Below are 24537 nucleotides of genomic sequence, written 5' to 3'. Positions count from 1 at the left end.
AATACAAAGAAAAGATTTTATTAAATTTTTATAAAGTGAAACATTTAGTTGTATCCTATAAAATTAGCTTTTTACTATATCAATCGCACTATCCCACATACCACTAAAAAAAGATCCTGTTTTACGTATAAAACGTGTAAACCAATTTGCTTGTTCCACATCAGATTTTGTTACAAGGTCTATTTGTAATGATTTACCTGATAAAAACCCAGGATCTGTAGTATCTTTAGGCGAGATAATCATTTTACTAATTGTTACACCTTTTTTAATAGGCACTTCTTGTTTTTTATTCAATACTTTAAATTCTTTTTTATAAATGTCTTTATTGCCCTTCGGCATTGGAAGTGAAACAGCTTGCTTCGTTTGAACTACTACATCTTTGTCTTTTGCATTTGCTACTCGCACTGTTTCATGCCCTTTTACTACTGAATCTTTTCTGTAGACATTCTTCACTTCAAAATTCGCAAATCCATAATCGTATAATTTCTTTGTTTCATCAAAACGTGCCGTATGAGATTTTGCTTTTATCACTACAGAAATTAGGCGCATACCATTTCTTTCTACTGTACCAGTGAAACAATCTCCCGCTTCTGGAGTCGTTCCTGTTTTCAAACCATCTACACCTTCATATTGCTTAATTAAACCTTTTAACATCCAGTTAAAGTTCGCCATATCAATTGGATATTTACCACCCTCTTGGAATGTTTTTTTAGGAATTTTTGCTGTATTTAATATTTGGGGGAAATCTTGAATAAGACGTTGTGCTAAAATTGCACAATCCCTTGCAGACATTTTATTTTTCTCGTCTAGAGTTGTCCCTTCTGGATGATATCCTTTTAAATCGTGATTTGTTAAGCCTGTAGAGTTTACAAATTTATAATCTTTCATTCCAAATTCTTTCGACTTATCGTTCATCATTTTTACAAAGTTGACTTCTTTACCAGCAATCTCTTCAACTAAAGCAATTGTTGCACCGTTTGCAGAGTAAATTGCCATTGCCTCATATAACTCTTTTACCGTATAAGAGCCACCATTTTCTAATGGAACGTTTGATAATGAGCGATCTTGCGAAATCTTATGTGCATATTCAGAGATTTTAACTTTTTGATCCCATTTAAGTTTTCCTTTATCCACCGCTTCATGAACTAAGTATTCGCTCATCATTTTTGTCATACTAGCAATTGCCAATGATTCATCTGCATTTTTTTCATATAAAATTTTCCCGGAATTTGCTTCTATTAAAATTGCTGATCCTGCTTCAACCTCTATAGCAGAAACTGTTTCCGCTGCTGCTCTTCCAAATGTAACGAACATGCTACAAAATAGTGTAAGCACTGTTACTATTGCAATAAATCTCTTGCAAAACATACCTTTCACTTCTGTTACCTCCAATATTTTTATACTCAAAAAAAGCGTTATTCTAACATAATCTCAAAAAATAGACAGTGTTCTCAAATTGTATATACATATAAGACATTAGAATCGCTTTCATATAGACCATCTCATCCGACACTTTTAGGTGCCCTAATACTTTGTATTCCCACACATATCACTATTTTTAATCCCCTTATATTTTTCAAAATGATTCGTACTTTCATATTTTTTAGGATTACAATTAATAGACAATCTAAATAATACATTTGTTCCACATGTACAAAAAATAAAGTGAAACTTTAATCAGTTGTGGTCTTACTGCCCGTTAATGCTTTATTAGCTATCAAGGATTTTAATTACTCAATTCAGCTATTTGCTAGACTTATATTAGAGATGAATTTTCTTTAGTCTAAACTATTAGTTTTTTGTAATAAAAAAACTACACCCTATACTGGATGTAGTTTTTCTAACAGATTTATTTATTTTTCACTTCATTTTTATAAAAAGCAAATAATGGTTCGATGGATGGACTAGATAACAGCGGAATTGCCTTCTCAATCAATTTCCTATCCCAATCAAACCAACGCATTTCCATTAACATGTTTATTTCTGTATCAGTGAATCGTTTCTTTATTTCCTTAGCAGGATTTCCACCAACTATTGTATACGGCGGAACATCTTTACTTACGACAGATCCTGCAGCAACAATTGCCCCTTCACCAATAGTAACGCCAGGCATTATTATGGCATTCATTCCAATCCAAGCATCACTTTTTATGACTGTATCACCCTTAGGTTCATATGATTGTTCAATTTGCTCAGCGAATGGATATACTGTAATCCATTCTGAGTGATGATTATGGTTACCACCCATTAAAATGACTACTCCACTTGCAATGCAAACATAATTCCCAATAATGAGTTTATCAAGATGCCATCCCATCTGTTCAATTGGATTGAAAAGTGCTTGAGACTTAGCATCCCCCCACAAATACCTTACACAGCCATCTTCAAAATTTTGATGACTATAATAGCCTGAATAATAGGAGTACTCTCCCACTTCAATGAGTGGATTTATTACTATATCTTTTATATACTTTGTTTCTGACCAATGATTAAATAATGGATACTTCATAACTTTATTCCTCGCTTCTAAGTATTATATATTTTGCTATTTACTTAGAAGCTTACTACGACTGCTACATTTTTTAGCTTTCTCAAACGACGAATCATTATCTTCAAGCCTTTCTTTTATACTAAAAAAAGCATAACGCAATACATTACACTAGTCAAATTGTGTAATTTTGAACACATCTTAAACAGACTAATACTGCAATAAGAACATGAAAACACTCTAACTTTGATCCAAATAATATATTGATTGCATTTAGTTTATATTTTGTAAAAAAATTTTAATTGCCATGACAAAGCAAACAATAACCACTATTGGTCGTATTAATGCCGTCCCTTTTGTAAGCACCATCTTCGCCCCAATATATGATCCTATAATTTGACCAAGCATCATAATCAATCCAATTGTCCAATCGATTTGGCCAAAAATAATAAAATACAACAAAGCAGCGAAATTACTTGTAAAATTCAAGATTTTAGCATTTGCAGTTGCTCTTGTAGCACTATATCCACATAAAAGAATGAACGCTAAAGCAATTAAACTACCTGTTCCTGGGCCGAAGAAACCATCATAAAATCCAAGGAATGGAGCCACTGTTAACGCAAACAACAACATACTTATTTTTCTCGGTCGATCTTCGTTTGCTATATTTGGAGATAATAGAAAATAAAGACCAATAATAATAAGTAAAAAAGGTAATATCATTATTAGATATTCTGCCCGTATCTGTAAAACAAGCCATCCACCCAAAACTGATCCAAAAAAGGTCATTAAGATGGACAAACGCATATCTTTGAGATTAATTTCTTTCTTCTTAATAAAAATCATTGTTGCCATGAGGGTTCCGCTACTCCCTTGTAGTTTATTAGTTGCTATCGCTACAGAAGGAGACATACCTACTAATAACATTATCGGGATAGTTATCATACCACCGCCCCCAGCAATTGTATCTATCCATCCTGCTAATACAGCTACTAAAAATAGTAGTATAAGTAATTCAATAGTAAAATCCATACAAAGAATAGGGGCAGGCTTGAGCTATTATAACTCAAACCTCCCCATCGCCCCTCCTCTCTTTAAACTAGTTAATGATATCTGTAAAGTAACTTTCTTTCTGATCACGTAATCGGCTGGAAACGTACTGCCTGCAAACAATTCTTCTTCCGTACTTATTATCTCCAATCGGGATTTTATATTCTTCCTCAGATAACCTTTCCCTACCATGAGTTACATTTGTTTGTTTACCATAGTATGAATTTGGGATAATTAATAAATCTTCAGATGTAAGTGGAACCTTATAAGTAGGCGTTGTTCGTAAGAGTTCTAAAAACATGTCAAATTTCAATTTTTCTTCTTCACTTTCTCCCACATAAATCAATCTATTTTCTGCTCCATTCAAACAAGTTGCAATAATATCGCCATTATCATCCAAAAATATGATTTGGTTTATTTCCCCTACAAATCCAGATATTTCACCATCCGCCATTCCAGCGATATGAGCAATAGGCATTTTACTTATCGCCAATATATCATCTTTACTGAAGTGATTTTCTTCAAGATGCTTTTGAAGTAATTTTGGCGTTCCAATATGAGTTTGAGTTTTTAAATTTAACACTCCTTTTAATAAAAGAGCATCAACTCTAGTAAATTTTCCACAAGTAATTTCAGACACTATTCGTTCCACGGATTTATTAAGTCTATTTGATACAATTTCTAAATTCGTATTGAATGTTTTCAATCTTGCTTCAATATCTGATTGGTCTTTCATTTCTGTAAACACTGTGGCATCGTTATGTTGATAAAAGTTCCCGCCACCGGTGCTTGCACCGACATTTCGCAAAACTTCATCGTTGTTCAAAGGGGAAATGAGGTGAAATCTATTTTTCCCTGCATGTTCGGATGGGTGAATTAAAGCATCATAATTAAAAAGTGTGGCAAAAAGCCATGTGACCCATTCTGCATAAAAATATTTTTTCATTCTATCGTGTTCGTCTTCGCCATAATTAAAACCTTTGCGATTCTCCGCAGGTAATAGGGTTTCCATAGGATCACATGGAGTATTTTTAATAAGAATAGGTGGTACGTTCCCGCCACAATTCGCTATTTTTATCATATGTAGTAGGTTTTTCATATCTGAATTCGGATTTTCCTTTGAATAGTCAATCAAACAATTAAGCCACTCTTTTGAAAAATATGCTGCTATTTCTTGATCACAAGTATAAGGATTATGAGTTTTCAATTCATCTTCTATCAGATTCTTCATTTTATCCTTCAATACATTAGGAATGCTAATTTCTTCAATTTCTGTAATCTGCAGTATTCCTTTATTCATTATAAAACCTCCGTTGTTTTATTTTTTCACACCATATCTTCTATTAAATGAACTACCTACTTCTTTTTTTGCTCCTTTGCTTTTCTTCAAAGCTATTAGAACTACCAATTTACAGATAAAAAACGTGGAGTATAAGAGATTTCTTCTTAGTCACATTTCCCCCACGAATCTCCGTTAAATTGGCAAATTTAATTTGAAAATCTGATTCATTTTCATACTTTACTTTCAAACTATGTTTATATGATTTTCAATTCAAGTAAGAGTATTTCATTTTCTAAATTTTTCCTGAGTTTAAAATCAGAATTTTCAAGATAAATATATTGACACTAAAAATATAACACGAAACCAAAAAATGTAAATGAATAGTTTTTTTATAAAAAATAGTCAGACTATTTATAAGGTAATTCGTATTTCATTGAACCAACTACGGCCTCTCAATTTTATTGATAACAATAAAAAGGTCCCCTAAATGGTGATAGAGGACCTTTTTCCAAGTATATTCTATTTTAAATTTCTTACTTACCTTTTATTTTAAAAGATATTGCTGTAACTTCTTTATTAACAGTTCCATCCCGTTTGGACTTACAATAATCTTCCCATTCGCTAACGAAATATTGCTGTCTGAAATATCCCCTGTAAGTACACAAGCTCTTGGTGATTGATATTTTCGTAAAATAATCTGGTCCTCTTCTATAAACATTTCAAGAGAATCTTTTTCTACAATTCCTAAACTCCGTCTTATTTCCATTGGAATAACAATACGCCCCATGCTATCTGCTTTACGAGTAATCCCTCTTGTTTTCATAAAATGCCACCCTTTATTTTTATCTAATATTACGGTACTTATTTTAGCAATAAATAACAATTAGGAATAGTTCGTATTACAGTACTTTTTTTAGAAATAAATACCAATAAGGAATAACTTATGTTAGAATTATTTCTTGTTTATTCTTGATTTTTAATATATTTATCCTTGATCATTTTTATATATTGTTTTCTTTCTGTTAATTCAAATATAAATAATGCCTTTTTTATGTATGTTAAACCAACTTCATTAGAGTGCTGAACTTTTAATAAAATTGCACCTTTTTCAAAGCATAATTCACCTAATAAGTATAAAGTATTCATATTTATAGCTAATTTTATGCCTATTTCACTATACTTTATTGCTTCTTCATATTGATTTGCAAGGTGTAAACATTTTGTTAACGTATGAATGAGCCTTAATTTGATTTCCTTTTCTCTAGGAAATTCTATCTTATTAAAATTAATTAAACTTTGTTTTAATATATTTATACTTTTCTCATACTCTTTATTTTCTGCATGTATTATAGCAATTGAATTCATTATGCTTATTTCTTTTTCTGATAAAAAGTTACTACTACTTAAGGTTTGTTTTAGTGCTCTATTTAAAATGTCAAAAGCATTAATTGTTGCTCCATTTACATAATATATAGCAATCGCTTCATGCCATAATAGAAATTGTTTATCTTCTTTTGATTGGAAATTATTTTCGTTTTTCTCTTTTTTCACTATTTCGTAAAGCTCATTATATTCTTTTTGTTTCACACAATCTCTCATTACACATTTTACATTTTCAATATATTTTATTTTTTTGTTTTTCGTTAGCGCAAATATATAATTTGGATCAATACCAAGTCTTTCAGATAATTGATACAACAATATACTAGATGGATAAATAATACCTTTTTCTATCTTACTAATTTGGCTTTGTGAACATATGCCATGACATAATTCAGATTGTGACATATTTTTTTTCTTTCTAAGTTCTTTAATAATAATACCAAGATTGTAGAATTCCATCTTTCCCCCCTCAAATGTAACACTTTATGAGTATAAGAATATTTTCCAACTTTTAATGTAATGTAAAATTAGTATAGTTACAATTACTATTTATATGGATTTATAGTTTTTTTGCAAACTTGAATCACAATACGAGAAATTATTACAATAAGATTCACTAATAATCAATGGGAGTTTTATTCATCATCACTGATTATTAGTCCACTCCAGGCAGGCTTTTTCAGGGAGTCCGATTTCTTTGCCACAGCTAAATTTTGAGGTGGGAATCTTACTGCCCGCAAATAGCGAAATTAAAAGAACTAAATATGATTTTTCACCTTTATTTCTTTTAATAGTTTCTTTTGATTTTTATATAAATAATTTCGAAGGAGCGTATTTTATGAAAAGAATGTTGACCGAAAGAGAGTTAGAAGTGGCTATTTATGTAGCAAAAGGATTTACAGATGTAGAAATTTCAAAAAAAATATATGTTACCCCTCGAAGAATTTCAACGATAATTAATCATATTAAAGAAAAATGGCATATTAATTCTAGAGTGGAATTAGGTATTTTAGTTTATCATTATGGTTTTATAGATGCACCCTTATTTTCAAATAAAGAAAATCATTTATTCGAAAAGGTTGCACAATAATTGGCCAATTATAATGTGTTTCAGTTACAAATAAAAACAGAAAAGCCGCTGAACTTTTATTATTTAAGGTAATTCTGTATTTTGAAGGTGATGGGCATGTATGGATTGCTAAAAGAAAAAATATAGATTGTATTTAGATATTTTAGTAAGAATGATTGTACCAGAAACTTTTAAAATCCCAATAATAGAGGACTCTTTGGATGTTTTATTGAAGGCATTCGAACGACTTTTAAAAAGTAATAACATACCTTTAGACAATGTTTCTACTGCAACAGCAAGTATAGCTTTTAATGTAGAAAGTCCATCCATTTTGATTAAGCTCTTTTCAAAAAGGGTGGGTCTCTTCAGTTTATAGGAAAGGTATACTTAACTCATAAAAATTACAATAAAATAGGTAAAAATGCCATCGCATCTTTACCTATCCTATAGATAAACAGGTTTTCATAAGAAATAGAAAACTCCACTGAACACTATAAATATATTATTTTAAATTAATTGGTTGTTGTTGAGTAATACAATGGATCATACCACCATTTTTATAAAGCTCTCTTACATCAATCCCCACAACTTTACGATCAGGATAAAGTTTTTGAATCATCTCATTTGCTATTTTATCATTAGGATCATTATAGTTAGGAACTAAGATAACTTGATTCGCTATATAATAATTAATATATGAACCTTTATAATCAAGCTGCTTCCCATTTTCTAATGTAACATTATTCTTGCTTAGCGGCAGATATACATACTTGTACTTATTCCCCTCAGCATCTTTTGCCTGCAACAACTTGTTAATATCTTTATCAGACGTTCCCCATTCAGCTAAATCTTTTTTGTTTAATGTTATAATAGTAGATTTATCGTGGAATTTTGCAAATCCGTCAATATGAAAATCAGTAATATCTAAGTTAGGTACTCCATCTAACCAAATAAAATTTGTTACCCCAAGGTCACTAATATATTTTTCAATATCTTTTTCTGACAATTTTGCATTTCTATTTTTATTCGTCACAGCACTTCTAGTTAGTAAAGCAGTTCCATTACCATCTAATTCAAATGCGCCACCTTCAAGAACAAATTTATTCCAATCAATTCTTTCAATTCCTAACTGTTTACTAAGATTCTCACGAAGACGAGCATCTTTCTTATATGGTGTTTTCTTTCCCCATCCGTTAAATCCTGGGTCTAATATCTTTAGATTTTTGTTATTATCATAAACAAAAATTGGTCCAGTATCTCTCGCCCATACATCGTCAGTAGGTGCGATAAAGAAATCAATTTTCCCCATATTTACCCCGTGATCTATTAAAACCTCAGTAATTCTTTCTTTTTCTTCTTGATCATATGCAACAATATGAACTTTTTCGCCTTTACTTAAAGCATTTGTCATTTGAATCCAAATTGGCTCTACTTCTTGCTGATATTTTTGCCCATATGTAAATTCATGAGGCCATTGTAGCCATGTTCCTTCATGTTTGTTTTTTTCATCTGGCATTGTATACTTTCCTACTTGTTTTCGCACCTCTACTTTCTTCATATCTTTTCTTTGCGTTTTTTCAATTTCCTTCGCCTGAACTTTCTCAATCCCCTTCCCTAGAGCATAACCACTGAAAATAGATGTGGTTAGTATAACACTCATACACAAATTCGTTATTTTTTTCATTTCTTAACCTCCTTTTCTGTCTTACTGTAAACCTTTACATAGTGTGAAGGTCAAGCTTTTCCGTTTGAATTATTTAAATATTTTAAATGTGAAGTGTAATTTGAATCGAACTTTATACAAAACAAGTAAGAATCAACTATTTCTACTATAATCATCATTTTTTCATAAAATCTTACACTCTTTTCTTTTGTTATTCTTTTTATACTATGTACTGTATTATTTTCAAAAATAATACAGTACATGAAATTTCATATTAAATACATATTCATTTATTTATTAATTTGTTTATTCAGTTTATATTTAACTATTCAAAAGCAGTTACAATTCTCTCTTTCATTTTCTGTAATACTTCACTGCTCAATACTTTTTGACCAGCAGGAAGTTTTAATATGGCAGCGGCACCTTTACTAAGGTATATTTCTTGATCATTATTTTGATTTACTACCAATATTCCTTGTCCTTCAAATTCGAAATAACTAATATCTTTTGTTTCATTTGTATTATTCTTTATTGCTGTATATAATCCATATAAATCTTTACTTCTATTTTCTCCGCCCGTTCGAATCGGTTCAATATCATTCGCAACAATTAGTCCTTCTGGCTGCTCACCCTTCATAATAAACCACAACTTTTCATTTGTTGGTAATAGTAAATGCTTAAATTCAGAGCTATTTAAAATTTGCTGTGCTGGAATTGTTTCATAGATTGGTAATGAAAATGGAGATGTTGTTATTTTTTCAAAGCTTAAATTTTCAGAAGAACTTCCCTTACTATATTGATAATCTTTTAATGCGATCGATTGTACCGATTCACTTTTATTTTTTGATGCATAACTAATTTTACTAGCGAAAATAATAACGGTCATTAAGCACATACACGGTATCACAAGCTTAAGTAGTTTTCCCATTTATGAACCCCCGCTTTTAATATTATTAGTTTGCATGGATATTATAAACAGTTTCACTCCACCAAAAATTATTATTGTTATGGAACGTACTGAAATTATGATTATAATGATCACCATACCAAGGGTCCATGTACGTTATATAATCTGTTCCATTTGTCCCTTTATAAAATCCATCAAGTACTAGAAAGTGTCCGATGTTAGCTCCATTTTGCCACATAATGAGTGCAATCATCGGCTGATTACTATTAATTTGACTTTTGAACCAATCATATGATTTTGCTCCAGAACTTATAGCTGAGCTAACACCATATCCTGATAATCCATATTGTATTTCACGTGAAGTTGCAGGATTATTATATGATCCACCCTTAACATACCTAACGTACTGATCTTGTGAAGGAGTTTTCCCAAAATAATTTAAAACTGAAACCGAAGTGCCTGCCCAACACCAATTTGATCTTTCTTGTAATATGTTAGGTACAGATAATTTACGATCTATTGATGTATTTGGAGGATTTCCATTAATATACGCTGACGTTACATATACTTTTTTTCCATCTTTAAAATAATAAAACCAACGATTATCTAAATTTCCTGTCCAGTAATCTTTAACCGCTTCACCATACTCCCATCCTTTAAAAGATACTGTTGTATTTCCGGGAATCACATCTACAATATTTGCATTCAAACTTTTTGCCTCTCTAACATTTACATTCAATGGAGCTGTTGTTCCTGTAAATTCAACTTCTTCTGCTATTATTTTCTGAACACCAATAAAATTAAATGTGAAGAACAATAAAAACATACAAACAATAAAATGCTTTCTTCCCTTCATTTCTCCACCCCTCCATCAGTACTAAAAAACATCAACAATTCATCCTTATTAATTGTTCAAGCTTAATATTACATACTAACGAAAAATGACTTCTCATAAAGTGAAACTTTGATCAGTAGTGGTTTTATTCATCCCCCACTGATTGTTAGTTAAACCAATCGGGCTGCTCTGCAAATAGCAGGATAAATTCCAATACAAAAAAGGAGCCTATAAATTTTTATAGGCTCCTTTTTATTTCGTCGTTATTACTTAGCTAATTCTTTTGTACCCTTCATTACATCAATGAAGAATCCCCAGTTATTCACTACAGAAGAGATACTGATATGTTCATCTGGAGTGTGGACGTTAAAAATGTCTGGTCCGAATGAAATTGCATCTAATTCAGGCATTTTTTGAACGAATGCGCTACACTCAATCCCCGCATGCACAGCGAAGATTTCAATTTCTTTATTGTATTTTTCTTGATGCACTTTTTCAAATAAATTACGAATTTGTGAGTTTGGATTGTATGGCCATTCTGGATACTCTGACTCTATTTCAAATGTAGCACCAACTAATTCAGCAATATATTTGATTTCTTCTGCAACATGTTGTTTTAAACTACTTACAGAACTTCGCACTTCGTTACGTAATTTAATTTCATCTTGCAACGTTTCAATAACGCCTAAATTTGTTGAGCTTTCTACAAGACCTTTAATATCCATGCTCATACTTTGAATGCCATTTGGAATTAAGAATAATGATGAAATAAGCTGCTTTTGTGTCTCTTTAGCAAATACTTTTTCAACTTTTTCATCCAATTTTGTCAGTGTAACATGAACATCTGGATCAACAGCACGCATTTCTTCTTGTAATACACGTGTCCATGATTCTAGTTTTTCTTCTACTTGTCCTACATCTTCTGTACGAATTAAAAGTGTAGCTACACTTTCACGCGGAATTGCATTCGTTTTTAATCCGCCGTGAACTTCACTTATGTTAAACTCCGTATGTGCCGATAAATCACGTAATACTCGTCCTAATACTTTGTTCGCATTACCGCGTTGTTTATCAATTTCCATACCAGAATGTCCGCCTTTTAGACCACCAACATATAGACGGTATGCATCCATATCCGCTGGCGTTTCATCCCAAATTACGGGAATTGTTTCAACAGCTTTCGCACCACCTGCACTACTTACAAGTAATTTATGATCTTCTTCAGAATCAATATTTATAAATATCTTTCCTTCAAAATGATTTGGATCAATAGCAAAAGCCCCGCCCATTGTCGTTTCTTCTTCAGTAGTGATAACGACTTCAAGCGCTGGATGCGTAATTTCTTTTGAATCTAATAAAGCTAATGCATACGCAACTGCAATACCATTATCAGCACCTAAAGTTGTTTGATTTGCATATAACATATCCCCAATGATTCTTAATTCAATTGGATCTTTTTCAAAATCATGTACTGTTGCTTGATTTTTTTCGCAAACCATATCCATATGACCTTGAATAATAATAGCTGGTACATTTTCATAACCAGCTGTTGCTTCTTTTTTAATAATGACATTTAATGCTTCATCTTGAATGACTTCTAAGTTACGCTCTTTTGCAAAGCCCACTAAATAATCACTAATTTCCTTTTCATTACCTGATCCTCTAGGAATCTTTGAAATTTCTGCAAAATGATAAAATACAGGGTGCTTTGTTAATTGTTCTAAAGTAGAATACATTTTTCAAGCTCCTTTCAAAATGAAAAAATAGTATGTAAGTCTTTTATCATTATACCATGATTCATTATTTTACCTTTCTTTTAACTTTTATTGTTCATTTTATGTACAACACTCTTACAACATTTTAAGGGCATTGTAATCTATATCAATTTTTCTCATTTAATAATAGCCGTATACTTGTTAAAGAAACACATTAAAGGAGATAAAGAAAATGAAAAAGTTTTTAGCAATTATTACACTATGTTTATTATTTTCTAGTTTTACTATTGGCTGTGAGAGAGCGTCACTAAATAGAATTGGTAAAGATGTATATTACATGCAGATAAAAGGCGAAGGAACTATCGAAAAGGTAGATGGTAGAAACTTACGAAACTATACGCTGCCCGCATATGATGAAGATGGCGTCAAAAAACAAATTACATTTAGAAGTACAAAAAAAGAAAACGATCATAAATTAAATGAAGACGCGTTTTTACGCCTTTATGTAGATCAAGATGATAATAATAAAAATGAAATATCATCAATTGAAGTAAAGTCCTATGAAGAGATTCAGAAAGCAGATTTTCCTGAAAAAATAAGAGAAAAGTTTACTATTAAATAAAAAAAAGAAAATGCTCTATGCATTTTCTTTTGTTCTTTTCACCTGTATATATTTTGAACTACTATTATTCATCAGTTTCTCTAACCGATTTATATTCTCCGTTAATGCACCTTTCACAAGAGAGAAATCTGTATTTGATTCTTCTTTTTTTTCTTTAAAAAACGAAGACTTTTGTACATTGACTTCAGCCATCTCTTCTCCCCCTTTTCAAAAAGATACAACCTTTTATTTATATTATATAGCAAATGTAGAAAGAGTGTACACTTATGATTTTCTTTTTAATTCTTCTTCTAATTCTTCTACTTGCTGCAACGTATCCCCTTTTATTAAAGAGAAATCTGTTGTATCTTCGTTACCTTCTTTAAAAAAATCATTGTCATAATCTTTTACCACTACAATCACCTCTACATGCTAGTGTAGGAATGATTGTCCAATTTTATTCAACTTTGTTGGATTTTGTTTTTAAATTATGTATAGAAGAAAAGGACAGAAAAAGATTCTGTCCTTATTTACTAAAATAACTATGATGTATTGTTAAATTATATACATTTTCAAAATCCCGATCTTGCAGGTTATTTTTCTTTCCATCAATAACAATGAAAACGTCACTTACTATTTTTGCTGGTATAATCCCGACATTTTCTACTTGCACCGCTTTCTGCTCATTCAATTGCTCGATATGTTCTAACGGAACGATAATACTAAATTGCGAGCGAATACCACGAAAGTTTGTATTTAACTCTTTCGCGGCTTCAAAAACAACAATTTTCGCGCCAATCTTTTCCCCATATGAATCTAAAAATGCATTTAAGCTCTTTGTATATTCCTCTTCCGTATGCCATTCCATCGTACCGAATACTGCTGGATTAACATTTTGAATAATTGTCGTGTATATTTCTCCTCTCGCTTTAGATGCAATTAATGATCGTTTTATTGATTGAACTGTCTTGCCAATATCGCTAAATTTCGCACCCCATATTTCAGAAATATTAGGTGTTAAAATGAACGCAATATCAACAAAAATAGCCATTGCAGTAAACATTAAAAGATTTTTCCAGAGGGTTAAATCAATTCCTTTTATCATGAAATACACGGTGACAGATATGATAAACAAACCATACCAAGTCTTTCTAATACGTTGCTTTTTCTCCTCGTACAACTCCTCATTTTTCCAATAAAAGAAAACAAGGACTACAAAGACAATCGCTAAAACAAATAAGCCAATTCGAATGTTAGAGATCATTAATCACATCACCCTCCATTCAAAAACTACTCACGATATCATTACATGCGCAAGCTGCTCTCTTTATGACAAAAGACGTGGACAAGCTTCTAAAATTAGCTACATCGCATATATATTAGAAAGTACCACGTCTTTTATCCTGTTATTTGTGGGCAGTAAGACCCCCACTGATTAAAATTTCACTTTACCATGAGTCTATATTGTATATGTAGACAAGCATTCATTTCAAATTTTCGTATTAAAAAGAAATATGTTTCGGAATTTCCCCTTCAGGTACTTCTCCATCCATACTTAAATAATAATGACGAATCGGACGTAAGTTTTCGTCTAATTCATAAACAAGCGGAATGCTAGTGGGAATATTTAATGAAACTACACCATCACTTGAAAGGTTGTCTAAATATTTTACTAGCGAGCGAATTGTGTTACCGTGTGATGAAATAATTACTTTATTACCACTTTTTAATGTCGGCGCAATTTCTGAATGCCAATAAGTAAGTACTCTCTTCTCCGTATCCTCTAAACATTCAGTTAATGGAAATTCACCTTTTTTGAGTGTTTTATATCTTGGATCATTCGCTTCATATCGAGGATCGTCTTCAGTAAGAGCCGGTGGTCTTACATCAACACTTCTTCTCCAAATATGAACTTGCTCCTCACCATATTTTTGTGCAGTTTCATCTTTATTCAGCCCTTGCAATGCACCATAATGTCTTTCATTTAGCTTCCAAGATTTATGTATTGGGACCCAAGTAAGATCCATCTCATGAAGTACAATCCATAACGTCCGAATTGCGCGTTTTAATACAGATGTATAAGCCACATCAAAAGTATATCCGTTTTTCTTTAATATTGCTCCTGCTTCTCTCGCTTCACTTAATCCATTCTCTGATAGATCAACATCTGTCCATCCAGTAAAGCGATTTTCAAGATTCCATAAGCTTTGTCCGTGACGAATAAGTACAAGTTTTATCATTATAATTCCCCTTTCGGAAATGTGAATTTTATTGTTCCATTGCGTACACGTATAAAGTATCTAGTAATGTATCTTTTTATCCATTCACTCTATGACCAAATCATAGTTGCCAAATGTATGGATAAAATTTGTTCTTTTTCAAACGATAAAAACAGAAGTTTTTTCATTATTTTTGATCGACTGGTAGTTCACGTTTCGTTATCCAAGCATCAAAACCTGATCGGCTATTTGCCATTTCATTCATAACTTGGTGCCAATTGTCCTCATATGATTCACCAAATTTTGAAAAAATAGCACCCATTTGTTGTCTTTGTACATCACTCAGTTTTTTCTCTAAATCTGTACCTTTTTCTGTTAAAGACAACTGTTTCACACGTCGATCATGCATAGCTTCATTACTCTCAATTAAGCCCTTTTCCACAAGTTGACGTAGCGGTCCGTGGAGAGCTTGTTTACTTATTTCTAATAGTGATAATAACTCATTTACACTTATCCCTGGAAAACGTGCGATAAAAAATAAAATTCGATGATGTACTCGTTGAATGCCATATTCTTTTATAATTTCATCTGGCTTTTCAGTAAATGTTTTATATGCAAAATAAAATAATGCTAATGCCTCATTCATCTGTTCTTCTTTATGTTGTGTCATCTACTTTCCCCCTGTATGTAAATTATACCACAATCTAGTAATGAATATTTTAATCAACGCATTAGAACTTATTTAGTCTATTGAAACATTCATTGCATAATTAGGAGATGATTCATTTGAAAAAACAATATACTGTAAGTACATATTTATTGGATAGACTACATGAATTAGGAATTGAACATATATTTGGGGTTCCTGGTGATTATAATCTTGCCTTTTTAGATGATGTGGTAGCACATGAAAATTTAAAGTGGATTGGCAATTGTAACGAATTAAATGCTGCATATGCAGCAGATGGGTACGCTCGCATAAAAGGAATCGCTGCTCTTATTACTACTTTCGGAGTTGGAGAATTAAGCGCTATTAACGGTATTGCTGGCTCATATGCGGAAAACGTGCCAGTTATAAAAATCACGGGTACGCCACCAACAAAAGTAATGGAAAATGGAGCAATCGTCCATCATACGTTAGGAGATGGAAAGTTCGATCACTTTTCCAATATGTATCGAGAAATCACTGTGGCACAAACAAATGTAAAACCTGAGCCTGCTGCTGAGGAAATTGACCGTGTTTTACGCGCATGTTGGAATGAAAAACGCCCGGTTCATATTAATTTGCCGATTGATGTATATAATAAACCAATTAATAAACCTACAGAACCAATTTTATATAAACCGATTTTAAGTAATAAAGAAGCGTTGGATAAAATGCTACTACATGCCACTTCAATAATAAATAACGCCAAAAAACCTGTAATTTTAGCTGATTTTGAAGTAGATCGATTTCACGCTAAAGAAAATTTACATCAATTTGTAGAAAAAACTGGGTTTCCCATCGCGACGTTAAGTATGGGAAAAGGAATATTCCCAGAAAAACACCCTCAATTTATAGGGATTTATACTGGTGATGTAAGTTCTCCGTACTTGAGAAAAAGAATTGATGAATCTGATTGTATTATTAGTATTGGTGTGAAGTTAACTGATACTATTACAGGCGGCTTCACACAAGGTTTTACAAAAGAACAAGTTATAGAAATCCATCCCTACACTGTGAAAATTATAGATAAAAAATACGGTCCAGTTGTAATGCAGGATGTTTTACAACATTTAAGTGATTCAATTGCGCATCGTAATAAAGATACTCTTGAAATTAAGCCATTTATTTCAGCACCATCACCTTTTACTGAAGAGTTCAATCCAAAAGCACAAATGGTCACACAAAAACGTTTTTGGCAGCAAATGTACCATTTCTTACAAGAAAACGACATCTTAATTGTAGAACAAGGAACACCTTTCTTTGGTAGTGCTGCTATCCCTCTACCTAAAAACACTGCATATGTAGGACAACCGTTATGGGGATCTATCGGATATACATTGCCCGCTCTACTTGGTACACAGCTCGCCAATTTAGCACGGCGCAACATTTTAATTATTGGTGATGGTTCTTTCCAAGTAACTGCCCAAGAGTTATCAACTATACTACGTCAAAATTTAAAACCGATTATATTTTTAATCAATAACAACGGATACACTGTTGAACGTGCCATTCACGGCCAAAATCAACCTTATAATGATATACAAATGTGGGATTACAATAAACTATCAATGGTATTTGGGTCAGAAGAAAAAAGTCTAACATTTAAAGTAGAAAATGAAGCAGAATTAGCAGAAGTCTTAACAAATATAACTTTTTATAAGAATCAACTTATCTTTATTGAAGTTATAATGAGCCAAAGCGATCAACCTGAATTGTTAGCTAAACTCGGGAAAAGATTCGGTCAGCAAAATTCTTAATATAAAAGCATAACCTAATTATACAATTGGTAGTGTAAAACTTGTTTTGAGAATAGTTTCGACACTCAAAATACATAAGGAAAAGGATGGAAAGCACCATCCTTTTCTATTTTAAGAGCATTCTTCGACTAACGCCCCGTATGACAAGCAAAAATTCTTAATCCATCTTTAACTTTATAGCTTTTGTCGCAATAAATGTTTTAATATGCTTATCTAATATCCTTGTCCCACCAAAATCATCCTCATAAAAACCTGTTATAGCAAAACCAGCTTCAATTTGGCCTTGAATTTGGTCTTCTAAAGTATGCGCATATTCTATTGTTTGATTTGAATCGATGTAATCTTGAACTTCATCCTCTGGTAAATAATCCAATGTTGATGAAGGAATTGAATGTTTAACATCAAGAATACCTTTTTGTTCTTGGTTATCATCAAAGATCCATAGTAACGGATTTGTAAATCCAGCAATAAGAATACCTTTATTCTTTAAAACCCTAGAAACTTCATTCCATACAAGATGAACATCTTTTACAAACAAATTAGAAACAGGATTTATAACAATATCAAAATATTCATCCTCAAAATCACCAAGGTCTGACATATCTCCTTGTACGGTTTTTAAAGTCAAACCATCCCGTTTTGCTACCTTTTCATCTTGTTCCAATTGCTTCTTAGATATATCAGTAACTGTTACATCTGCTCCAGCAGCAGCTAGAACTGGTGCTTGTTGTCCGCCACCTGATGCTAAGCAAAGTATCTTTAATCCATCTAATGACTTTGGAAACCACTCTCTAGGAACTGATTTTTCCGTAGTGACTGTAATCTCCCATTCACCTGATTTGCTTTTCTCAATAACCTCGCTACTTACAGGCTGCGTGTATCTAGAACCTTCTTCAACCTTCTTATCCCATGCATTACTGTTTTGTTGTGTAATATCCATTGCGATTAGTCCTCCTAACGATCTAGTTAGATTTTAAGTGTAAACTTATTAACTATTTATGCTTTCCTTTTTCTATTAACCCGCCTGATAGTTCATACATAGTTGTCTATATTTATATTAACAGATAAACACTAATAATTACTAAAAATTCTAAAAAGACACAAAAAAAGCATTCCAAATCTGTTGACAGTTGGAACGCTTTTTTATGTTATTTAGTTTTTCAAGCTTTTAACTAAATCCATTAAACAAATAAGCTATGCTTTTTCTTTTTTATTCAGCAAGAGTTAACTGCCAAGATACACCATACTTATCATTTAACCAGCCAAACTTTTTACTAAACGGATAAGAACCTAAAGGCATGAGAATTGCTCCATCCTGCGCTAGTTTATGAAAGACCGTTTCAATTTCTTCTTCTGTCTCACAAGTTACATAAAGAGACATAGCTGGAGTGAATGTAAAATTATGATTTACATAACTATCAATACACATAAACTCTTGGCCATTTAGCGTAAAAGTTGCATGAATTACAGTTCCCTCTTTACCAGGTCCATTTTCATCGTAGCGAGAAATACTTACAATTTCCGATTGATCAAATAGCGACGTATAAAAATTCATTGCTTCTTCAGCTTTGCCTTCAAACATTAAAAACGTAGTAATTTTTTGATTTGTGTTACTCATATGGAGACAGCCCCTTGTTATATATTTATGTAAAACATAAGTCGGCCAAAAAACCGAACGTACATTCCTATAAGTGTATTGTCTATAAAAACGATGAGTTTGTCAATTATCTACTTTCTTATTTCTTCTTAAATAATGCTGTCCAAAGAAATGATTCTCCAAACATTTCTTTCGGTTGTTTTATTTGTTTCATCCTTCTAATCTCAATTACCTCAAATTCTTTAAATATCTCTCTTAACTTTTCTTCCGAGTATGCAAGACCACCTTGTAGACTCCATTCTCTATATACGTCCCAATCTGTTATTTCTGATCCATTTCGCTCATCTAAATCGCCTGCGGCAAAACATGTTAATCCGAAATAACCACCCGATTTTAATGAGTTTTTAATTAAATCCACATAATTTATTCTTCTATGCGGTGGAATGTGATGCAAACAACCCGAATCGTATACAAAATCAAATTCGTTTTGAACCTCTAAATTAAAAATCGAATCACAAATAAAATGAATTTCTACCTCTTTTGCCAATGCCCTTTCTTTAGCCCAATTAATGCCTTCTACAGATAAATCCACTGCTGTTACATCAAATCCTTGAGTCGCTAAATAAATGGCATTTCTACCTGGACCACATCCAAGTTCTAATACTTTCCCTTTTAAAACTCTCTCTTTTTGTATATAAGAAACTAGATTCTCATCTGGAACATTTTCAAAAAACGGAACATCCTTTTCTCTATTCTCATAAAACTCATTCCAAAAGGGTTCAGCAGGTCTTAATAATGAATCAAGCATTTTTAAAATATCTTCTTGTGTGTGTAACGTTTCACTTTTCATTTGTACCCTCCATATTTCAATAGTCAGAAAATCATTATATAACTATCCGAACATTCGTACAAATTAAAGCTCCACATTTTATTTTTTCTTTATTTTTTAATTACTTTAAATACGGTAAATGAAATTACAAACTTTACTCTTATGGTGCAAATGCATACCAACCTAATCTTAAAATACAAAAAGAGCCACAAATTTTGTGACTCCTTCTGCATTAATAATTGTATCAGGATTTTTTATTATATATATCGATTTCTCTATTAACAAACGATATAACTCTTCATCCCAATTACCACTTCATACTTTAACGACCACGTCTTTGCTGACCTTGCTTTGTACTACCTTTTTTATTACTTGGCTTATTAAATGATCGGTTATTTTCATTTCTAGAACTATTTCTCGAACTATTTCTTGAATCACTTCTCGAGCTATTTCTCGAATCACGTCTTGATTCACTTCTTGAACCTTCGCGGCTATCTCTTTGACGATTTTGACCTGATTTCTTCGGAGCCGGCTTTGGTACCGGTTTTCCATTTTCATCTACACGTTTTATCTTCGGTTGTTCGATTATTTCTCTTTGTATTGGTGCACCAAGCGTTTTTTCAATTTCTTCTAAATGTTTTTCATCTTTCGCTGCAACGAACGTAATTGCAAGACCTGATCCACCTGCACGTCCTGTTCGGCCAATGCGGTGAATGTAACTTTCTACATCTTCAGGGATATCAAAATTAAATACGTGCGTTACACCATCTACATCAAGTCCACGAGCTGCTACATCCGTTGCGATTAAGTACTGAATTTTAGCTTCGCGGAAACTCTTCATAACTCTTTCACGTTTCGCTTGAGGTATATCACCATGAAGTTCAGCACAATTATAACCTAGTCCTTTTAAATTATCATAAAGCTTACTTGCTCTAACCTTTGTACGACAGAAAATAACAGCTAAAAATGGCTGATCACGATCCATAACAAAACGAAGTGCATCTGGCTTTGCACGATCTGTCGTCTCAATGACACGCTGCTCAATTGTATCAACCGTTACTTCTTCACTTTGTACTTGAATCATTTGCGGTTCATCCATATAACGCTTCGCCAATTTTTTAATATCTTTTGGCATCGTTGCTGAGAATAACATCGTTTGTTTACTACCTGGTGTCTCATCTAAAATATCTTCAATATCATATAAGAAACCAAAATAAAGCATTTGATCCGCTTCATCTAGTACAATCGTTGAAAGATTACTTAAATCAATTGTTTCACGTCGTATATGATCTAATAATCGTCCTGGTGTTGCAACAACAATATGTGTATTACCTTTTAATTTTCTCAATTGTTGTGCTACATCTTGCCCACCATAAATCGCTAGTACATTAATATCTTCTCTTTGAACAAGCATTTTTTTAATTTCAGTTGTAATTTGCAGAGCTAGTTCCCTTGTTGGTGCAACAATTAAGGCCTGAACATCACTAGACTCTGGATCGATTTTTTCTAAAATCGGTAACACGAATGCTAACGTTTTACCCGTTCCTGTTTTCGCCTGTCCAATAATATCTTTACCTGACATAATAACAGGAATTGCCTTCTCTTGAATTGGTGTTGCTTCTGTAATTCCATTTTCACGTAATGTATGATTAAAAGTTTCACTAATTCCTAATTCTAAAAAGTTTTTCAAATAGACCACTTCTTTTCCTTATTTTTCACATTAGCTTTCATTGTACCATTTGTTTCGCCAAATATGAAAAATAAAAAAATTCTTATCTTCTTTTTTTATATTCATCCTGTACTAGATGAACAAAATCTTTTTGCTTTTTCTCAGATTTTATTAATGCTTCCATGTTAGTAGAAGACAAAATGAACTTCTTAATTTTTCTATTACTCCAAATTAAACTTGTATACTTCGGATCTTCATGTAGATTTCGAAACCACTCTAATTCACTTAATTTTGCGATATGGTGTTTCAATTTCATGTCATTTCGAGGATAAAATAAAATGATATCTGCTATTACATCAAATAACGAACCCATCTTCTCCCCCCTATACCCTTGCTCAAATTATATATATTCTTCTTTACATATATATTTCAATTTTACCGAAATATAATGTTACTGATTTGGTTGAAATCGCAAAATATATGAACTAAAAAACCGATCTTTTCGATTTAGGAAAGACCGGTTTTCATTAATTTATACAGTAAGCTTTCCTCCATGATAGCAATAATACTGTGCTGCTTTAAAACTTTTAATCCTATTTAAAGACTGTTTCGCTTTTTCTATATCCAAACAAAAATTCGGATTTCCAATTAAAGGTAAAAAACTTAGATATCCTGTATCGACTAACGTTAATTCATTATGTACTATAATTAAACTTGGATAAATACATTGTTTTTGCCCATTAAATTCGAATTCAATTGGTAGTTCTATTATTTTCATTTTCCTTCCCCCATACCGCTTATAAAATGCATAATAATAACTAAATCACCCACATACATCTTACAATATATATACTATGTAACGGAACACTGTGAATCGTTGCATAATCCAAATTATATTATTTTGAACAGGTATTCCCCTATTTTTATGGAAATATATAATTAAGAAAAACAATAAAATTGATTAATCTCTCACTTCTTTGTCCATCCTTTTAAAAAATCTATGTTTTTGTAAAAGGAGTGTTTATATGGAGAAACAGACACTTTGGAAAAAGTTCAAAAAAAGCTCTGTAAACCTCGGTAAATCCAGCGTATATGAAAGTATTATTTTATTCTACACAATGAAAAAGAAAGAATTACCTACTAAAGCGAAATTCATAATATTAGCCGCTTTATCTTATTACGTATTAACAATTGATTTCATTCCAGATATAGCTGCTATTATTGGTATCGGCTTATTAGATGATGTTTTAGCAATCGCTGTAGCGCATAAATATGTGATGCGCCATGCAGATGCTGAAATTCGAGAGAAGAGCAAAGTAAAGATGGAGTCATTATTTACTTCAGCACAAGCATAATTAAACTATCTAGTCATTTACCATGAGAGCATTGCAGAATAAATTCCTAAACAGTAAAAGAATTTCTCTTAGTCCTCAAACCGTAAACAAATAGGGTGTCAGCACTTATTCCTAAGTTCTGGCACCCTTTTATTTGTTCTTATTTCTATCTGTTATACAGTTGCATGTGTCCCCTTATACAAAACTGCTATTGCCGCGACTATAAGGATCACACCCATAAAAGCAGGTGCAGCATGACCAAGCAATACATAGATTTGCCCTCCAATAATAGGACCAATCATTCTTGCTAAAGCTTGAATAGATTGGCTTCCACCTTGAATCCTTCCTTGTTCACTAGAACTAACAGACTTTGAAAGCATCCCGTTGAATGAAGGTCCGAAAATTGAATCCCCAAAACCATACATCAGCATCCCAACGATAAGTAGTGGATAGAGTGAAAACAAAGCTGATGCCGCAATAAAACTGTATCCTATAATCTCCGAAACCATCCCAAGAATTGCTATTTGTTTATCACTAAGCTTGATCAAAAGCTTTGGCATGATAAAACTTTGTGAAACAATGTCTTGAAAGCCCAAAATTGAAAACATAAGTCCGATTAATGCAGGTTTCCAACTGAAAGTATCCATTGTAAATTGCGTGAAAATTGCTTGTAAAGATCCGTTAGGTATCCAAAGTAAAAACGCTGAGACAAGTAACCACTTTAAATTTTTCATGGAAAGTATGTTTGCTAGCTGTACAAAAGGATTTAACCTTACAAAAGTAATCTCTTTCAACCTATTATTTTTTTCAAGGCTCTCAGGCATATATTTGATCCCATATACAACATTTATTAACGTTATGATTGCACCAAAATATATAGGTACAGTATCACCAAACTTGGCAAGTATCCCCCCAATGGTTGGGCCAATGATAGTTCCCGCACCTACAACTGCACTCACCCATCCAAAATATTTCGTTCTCTGCTCTTTTGGAATGATGTCTGCAAAATATGCGAAGATAGTACTTATGCTCCCGCCTGTTATTCCTTCTATTATGCGTCCAGCAAATAGTACCCATAAAGCTCCTCCTATTCCAAAAACTAAGTACCCAATTGCAGAACCAAATAAGCATATTAAAAGTAATGGACGACGGCCATACTTATCGCTTAAAGCCCCGAGTACTGGGGCAGCTAAAAACACGCAAGCCGCATATACGGAAGTTAGTAGTGTAACAACTAATGCTTGTTCTTCCGGATTACTTATATATGGCTGTACTAAGAATGGCACTACAGGCATGATGATACTGAAACCTATACCACAAAGAAATACAGAAATAAGTCCGAATAGTAAAACATGTTTATCTATGTTTTTTTCAGTTTTCCTTTCATTTTGTGATCTAAATATAGACATTTAACTTCTCTCCTTAAAACATTT

Annotated in this window: 26 protein-coding genes; 4 read left to right on the top strand and 22 right to left on the bottom strand. The window is 32.3% G+C overall.

Annotated elements, in window-relative coordinates:
- Window positions 1-63 precede the first annotated feature (63 nt).
- The 6 genes from ACW0JX_RS11800 to ACW0JX_RS11775 all read right to left on the bottom strand — a co-directional run bounded on the left by ACW0JX_RS11800 (window position 64) and on the right by ACW0JX_RS11775 (window position 6662).
- The gene (locus tag ACW0JX_RS11800) at window positions 64-1377 is read right to left on the bottom strand and encodes a D-alanyl-D-alanine carboxypeptidase family protein (RefSeq protein ID WP_071729962.1); all 1314 of its coding nucleotides are present in this window, start codon (window positions 1375-1377) and stop codon (window positions 64-66) included.
- A 472-nt stretch (window positions 1378-1849) separates the two neighbouring features.
- Window positions 1850-2509 (bottom strand): CatB-related O-acetyltransferase, encoded by a 660-nt coding sequence (locus tag ACW0JX_RS11795; protein ID WP_459245694.1) that lies wholly within the window; start codon window positions 2507-2509, stop codon window positions 1850-1852.
- A 252-nt stretch (window positions 2510-2761) separates the two neighbouring features.
- The gene (locus ACW0JX_RS11790) at window positions 2762-3520 is read right to left on the bottom strand and encodes a TSUP family transporter (RefSeq protein ID WP_086404176.1); all 759 of its coding nucleotides are present in this window, start codon (window positions 3518-3520) and stop codon (window positions 2762-2764) included.
- A 67-nt stretch (window positions 3521-3587) separates the two neighbouring features.
- A complete protein-coding gene (locus ACW0JX_RS11785; protein ID WP_459245693.1) occupies window positions 3588-4838 on the bottom strand; it encodes a hypothetical protein in 1251 nt (416 codons plus the stop codon).
- Between the two features lie 526 nt (window positions 4839-5364).
- The gene (locus ACW0JX_RS11780) at window positions 5365-5643 is read right to left on the bottom strand and encodes an AbrB/MazE/SpoVT family DNA-binding domain-containing protein (protein WP_048656312.1); all 279 of its coding nucleotides are present in this window, start codon (window positions 5641-5643) and stop codon (window positions 5365-5367) included.
- Window positions 5644-5783: 140 nt separating this feature from the next.
- On the bottom strand, window positions 5784-6662 hold the full coding sequence (locus ACW0JX_RS11775; RefSeq protein ID WP_459245692.1) for a helix-turn-helix domain-containing protein: 879 nt from the start codon (window positions 6660-6662) through the stop codon (window positions 5784-5786).
- Window positions 6663-7041: 379 nt separating this feature from the next.
- Between ACW0JX_RS11775 and ACW0JX_RS11770 the strand changes: the two genes are divergently transcribed.
- Window positions 7042-7293, top strand: a complete 252-nt coding sequence (locus ACW0JX_RS11770; protein ID WP_000827555.1) for a response regulator transcription factor — start codon at window positions 7042-7044, stop codon at window positions 7291-7293.
- A gap of 481 nt (window positions 7294-7774) precedes the next feature.
- Here ACW0JX_RS11770 and ACW0JX_RS11765 read toward each other — a convergent pair whose 3' ends face one another.
- The 4 genes from ACW0JX_RS11765 to pepD form a co-directional block, all read right to left on the bottom strand.
- Window positions 7775-8956: an agmatine deiminase family protein gene (locus ACW0JX_RS11765; RefSeq protein WP_459245691.1), complete on the bottom strand. Its 1182-nt coding sequence runs from the start codon at window positions 8954-8956 to the stop codon at window positions 7775-7777.
- Window positions 8957-9260: 304 nt separating this feature from the next.
- The gene (locus tag ACW0JX_RS11760; protein ID WP_071729953.1) at window positions 9261-9863 is read right to left on the bottom strand and encodes a hypothetical protein; all 603 of its coding nucleotides are present in this window, start codon (window positions 9861-9863) and stop codon (window positions 9261-9263) included.
- Window positions 9864-9888: 25 nt separating this feature from the next.
- Window positions 9889-10698, bottom strand: a complete 810-nt coding sequence (locus ACW0JX_RS11755; protein WP_459245690.1) for a papain-like cysteine protease family protein — start codon at window positions 10696-10698, stop codon at window positions 9889-9891.
- A gap of 245 nt (window positions 10699-10943) precedes the next feature.
- Window positions 10944-12413, bottom strand: coding sequence for a beta-Ala-His dipeptidase (pepD, locus tag ACW0JX_RS11750; RefSeq protein WP_459245689.1), 1470 nt, complete (start codon window positions 12411-12413; stop codon window positions 10944-10946).
- A 211-nt stretch (window positions 12414-12624) separates the two neighbouring features.
- Between pepD and ACW0JX_RS11745 the strand changes: the two genes are divergently transcribed.
- Window positions 12625-13014 carry a YxeA family protein gene (locus tag ACW0JX_RS11745; RefSeq protein ID WP_454429959.1) on the top strand — a complete coding sequence of 130 codons (390 nt, stop codon included), beginning with the start codon at window positions 12625-12627 and terminating at the stop codon, window positions 13012-13014.
- A 15-nt stretch (window positions 13015-13029) separates the two neighbouring features.
- Here the strand turns inward: ACW0JX_RS11745 and spoIISB are convergent, their stop codons facing one another.
- From spoIISB to ACW0JX_RS11720, 5 genes are all read right to left on the bottom strand, one after another.
- Window positions 13030-13206 (bottom strand): stage II sporulation protein SB, encoded by a 177-nt coding sequence (gene spoIISB / locus ACW0JX_RS11740; protein WP_000852629.1) that lies wholly within the window; start codon window positions 13204-13206, stop codon window positions 13030-13032.
- 72 nt (window positions 13207-13278) lie between these two features.
- Window positions 13279-13407 carry a hypothetical protein gene (locus ACW0JX_RS11735; protein ID WP_000237819.1) on the bottom strand — a complete coding sequence of 43 codons (129 nt, stop codon included), beginning with the start codon at window positions 13405-13407 and terminating at the stop codon, window positions 13279-13281.
- A gap of 112 nt (window positions 13408-13519) precedes the next feature.
- Window positions 13520-14257, bottom strand: coding sequence for a type II toxin-antitoxin system SpoIISA family toxin (locus ACW0JX_RS11730; protein WP_000624975.1), 738 nt, complete (start codon window positions 14255-14257; stop codon window positions 13520-13522).
- Window positions 14258-14495: 238 nt separating this feature from the next.
- Complete coding sequence (gene gpmA / locus ACW0JX_RS11725) at window positions 14496-15233, bottom strand: 2,3-diphosphoglycerate-dependent phosphoglycerate mutase (protein WP_053564492.1); 738 nt, start codon at window positions 15231-15233, stop codon at window positions 14496-14498.
- 166 nt (window positions 15234-15399) lie between these two features.
- Complete coding sequence (locus tag ACW0JX_RS11720) at window positions 15400-15882, bottom strand: MarR family winged helix-turn-helix transcriptional regulator (RefSeq protein WP_053564493.1); 483 nt, start codon at window positions 15880-15882, stop codon at window positions 15400-15402.
- 107 nt (window positions 15883-15989) lie between these two features.
- Here ACW0JX_RS11720 and ACW0JX_RS11715 point away from each other — a divergent pair, with 107 nt between their 5' ends.
- Window positions 15990-17675, top strand: a complete 1686-nt coding sequence (locus ACW0JX_RS11715; RefSeq protein WP_459245688.1) for an alpha-keto acid decarboxylase family protein — start codon at window positions 15990-15992, stop codon at window positions 17673-17675.
- A gap of 157 nt (window positions 17676-17832) precedes the next feature.
- Here the strand turns inward: ACW0JX_RS11715 and ACW0JX_RS11710 are convergent, their stop codons facing one another.
- The 6 genes from ACW0JX_RS11710 to ACW0JX_RS11685 all read right to left on the bottom strand — a co-directional run bounded on the left by ACW0JX_RS11710 (window position 17833) and on the right by ACW0JX_RS11685 (window position 22548).
- Window positions 17833-18615 carry a class I SAM-dependent methyltransferase gene (locus tag ACW0JX_RS11710; RefSeq protein ID WP_063547282.1) on the bottom strand — a complete coding sequence of 261 codons (783 nt, stop codon included), beginning with the start codon at window positions 18613-18615 and terminating at the stop codon, window positions 17833-17835.
- Window positions 18616-18885: 270 nt separating this feature from the next.
- The gene (locus ACW0JX_RS11705; protein ID WP_000072495.1) at window positions 18886-19293 is read right to left on the bottom strand and encodes a VOC family protein; all 408 of its coding nucleotides are present in this window, start codon (window positions 19291-19293) and stop codon (window positions 18886-18888) included.
- A 118-nt stretch (window positions 19294-19411) separates the two neighbouring features.
- Window positions 19412-20122: a class I SAM-dependent methyltransferase gene (locus ACW0JX_RS11700; protein ID WP_459245687.1), complete on the bottom strand. Its 711-nt coding sequence runs from the start codon at window positions 20120-20122 to the stop codon at window positions 19412-19414.
- Between the two features lie 301 nt (window positions 20123-20423).
- Entirely contained in the window at window positions 20424-21800 is a 1377-nt protein-coding gene (locus ACW0JX_RS11695; RefSeq protein ID WP_097853249.1) for a DEAD/DEAH box helicase, read from the bottom strand.
- A 73-nt stretch (window positions 21801-21873) separates the two neighbouring features.
- Window positions 21874-22143, bottom strand: a complete 270-nt coding sequence (locus ACW0JX_RS11690; protein WP_063245736.1) for a hypothetical protein — start codon at window positions 22141-22143, stop codon at window positions 21874-21876.
- A 159-nt stretch (window positions 22144-22302) separates the two neighbouring features.
- On the bottom strand, window positions 22303-22548 hold the full coding sequence (locus ACW0JX_RS11685; protein ID WP_459245686.1) for a hypothetical protein: 246 nt from the start codon (window positions 22546-22548) through the stop codon (window positions 22303-22305).
- A gap of 247 nt (window positions 22549-22795) precedes the next feature.
- Here ACW0JX_RS11685 and ACW0JX_RS11680 point away from each other — a divergent pair, with 247 nt between their 5' ends.
- The gene (locus ACW0JX_RS11680; RefSeq protein WP_000415089.1) at window positions 22796-23125 is read left to right on the top strand and encodes a YkvA family protein; all 330 of its coding nucleotides are present in this window, start codon (window positions 22796-22798) and stop codon (window positions 23123-23125) included.
- A gap of 152 nt (window positions 23126-23277) precedes the next feature.
- Here ACW0JX_RS11680 and ACW0JX_RS11675 read toward each other — a convergent pair whose 3' ends face one another.
- Window positions 23278-24513: an MFS transporter gene (locus ACW0JX_RS11675; protein WP_459245685.1), complete on the bottom strand. Its 1236-nt coding sequence runs from the start codon at window positions 24511-24513 to the stop codon at window positions 23278-23280.
- Between the last annotated feature and the right edge of the window lie 24 nt (window positions 24514-24537).

This window comes from Bacillus sp. C-3-6 (assembly GCF_054509685.1).
This window is presented reverse-complemented; position numbering and strand designations above follow the sequence as displayed.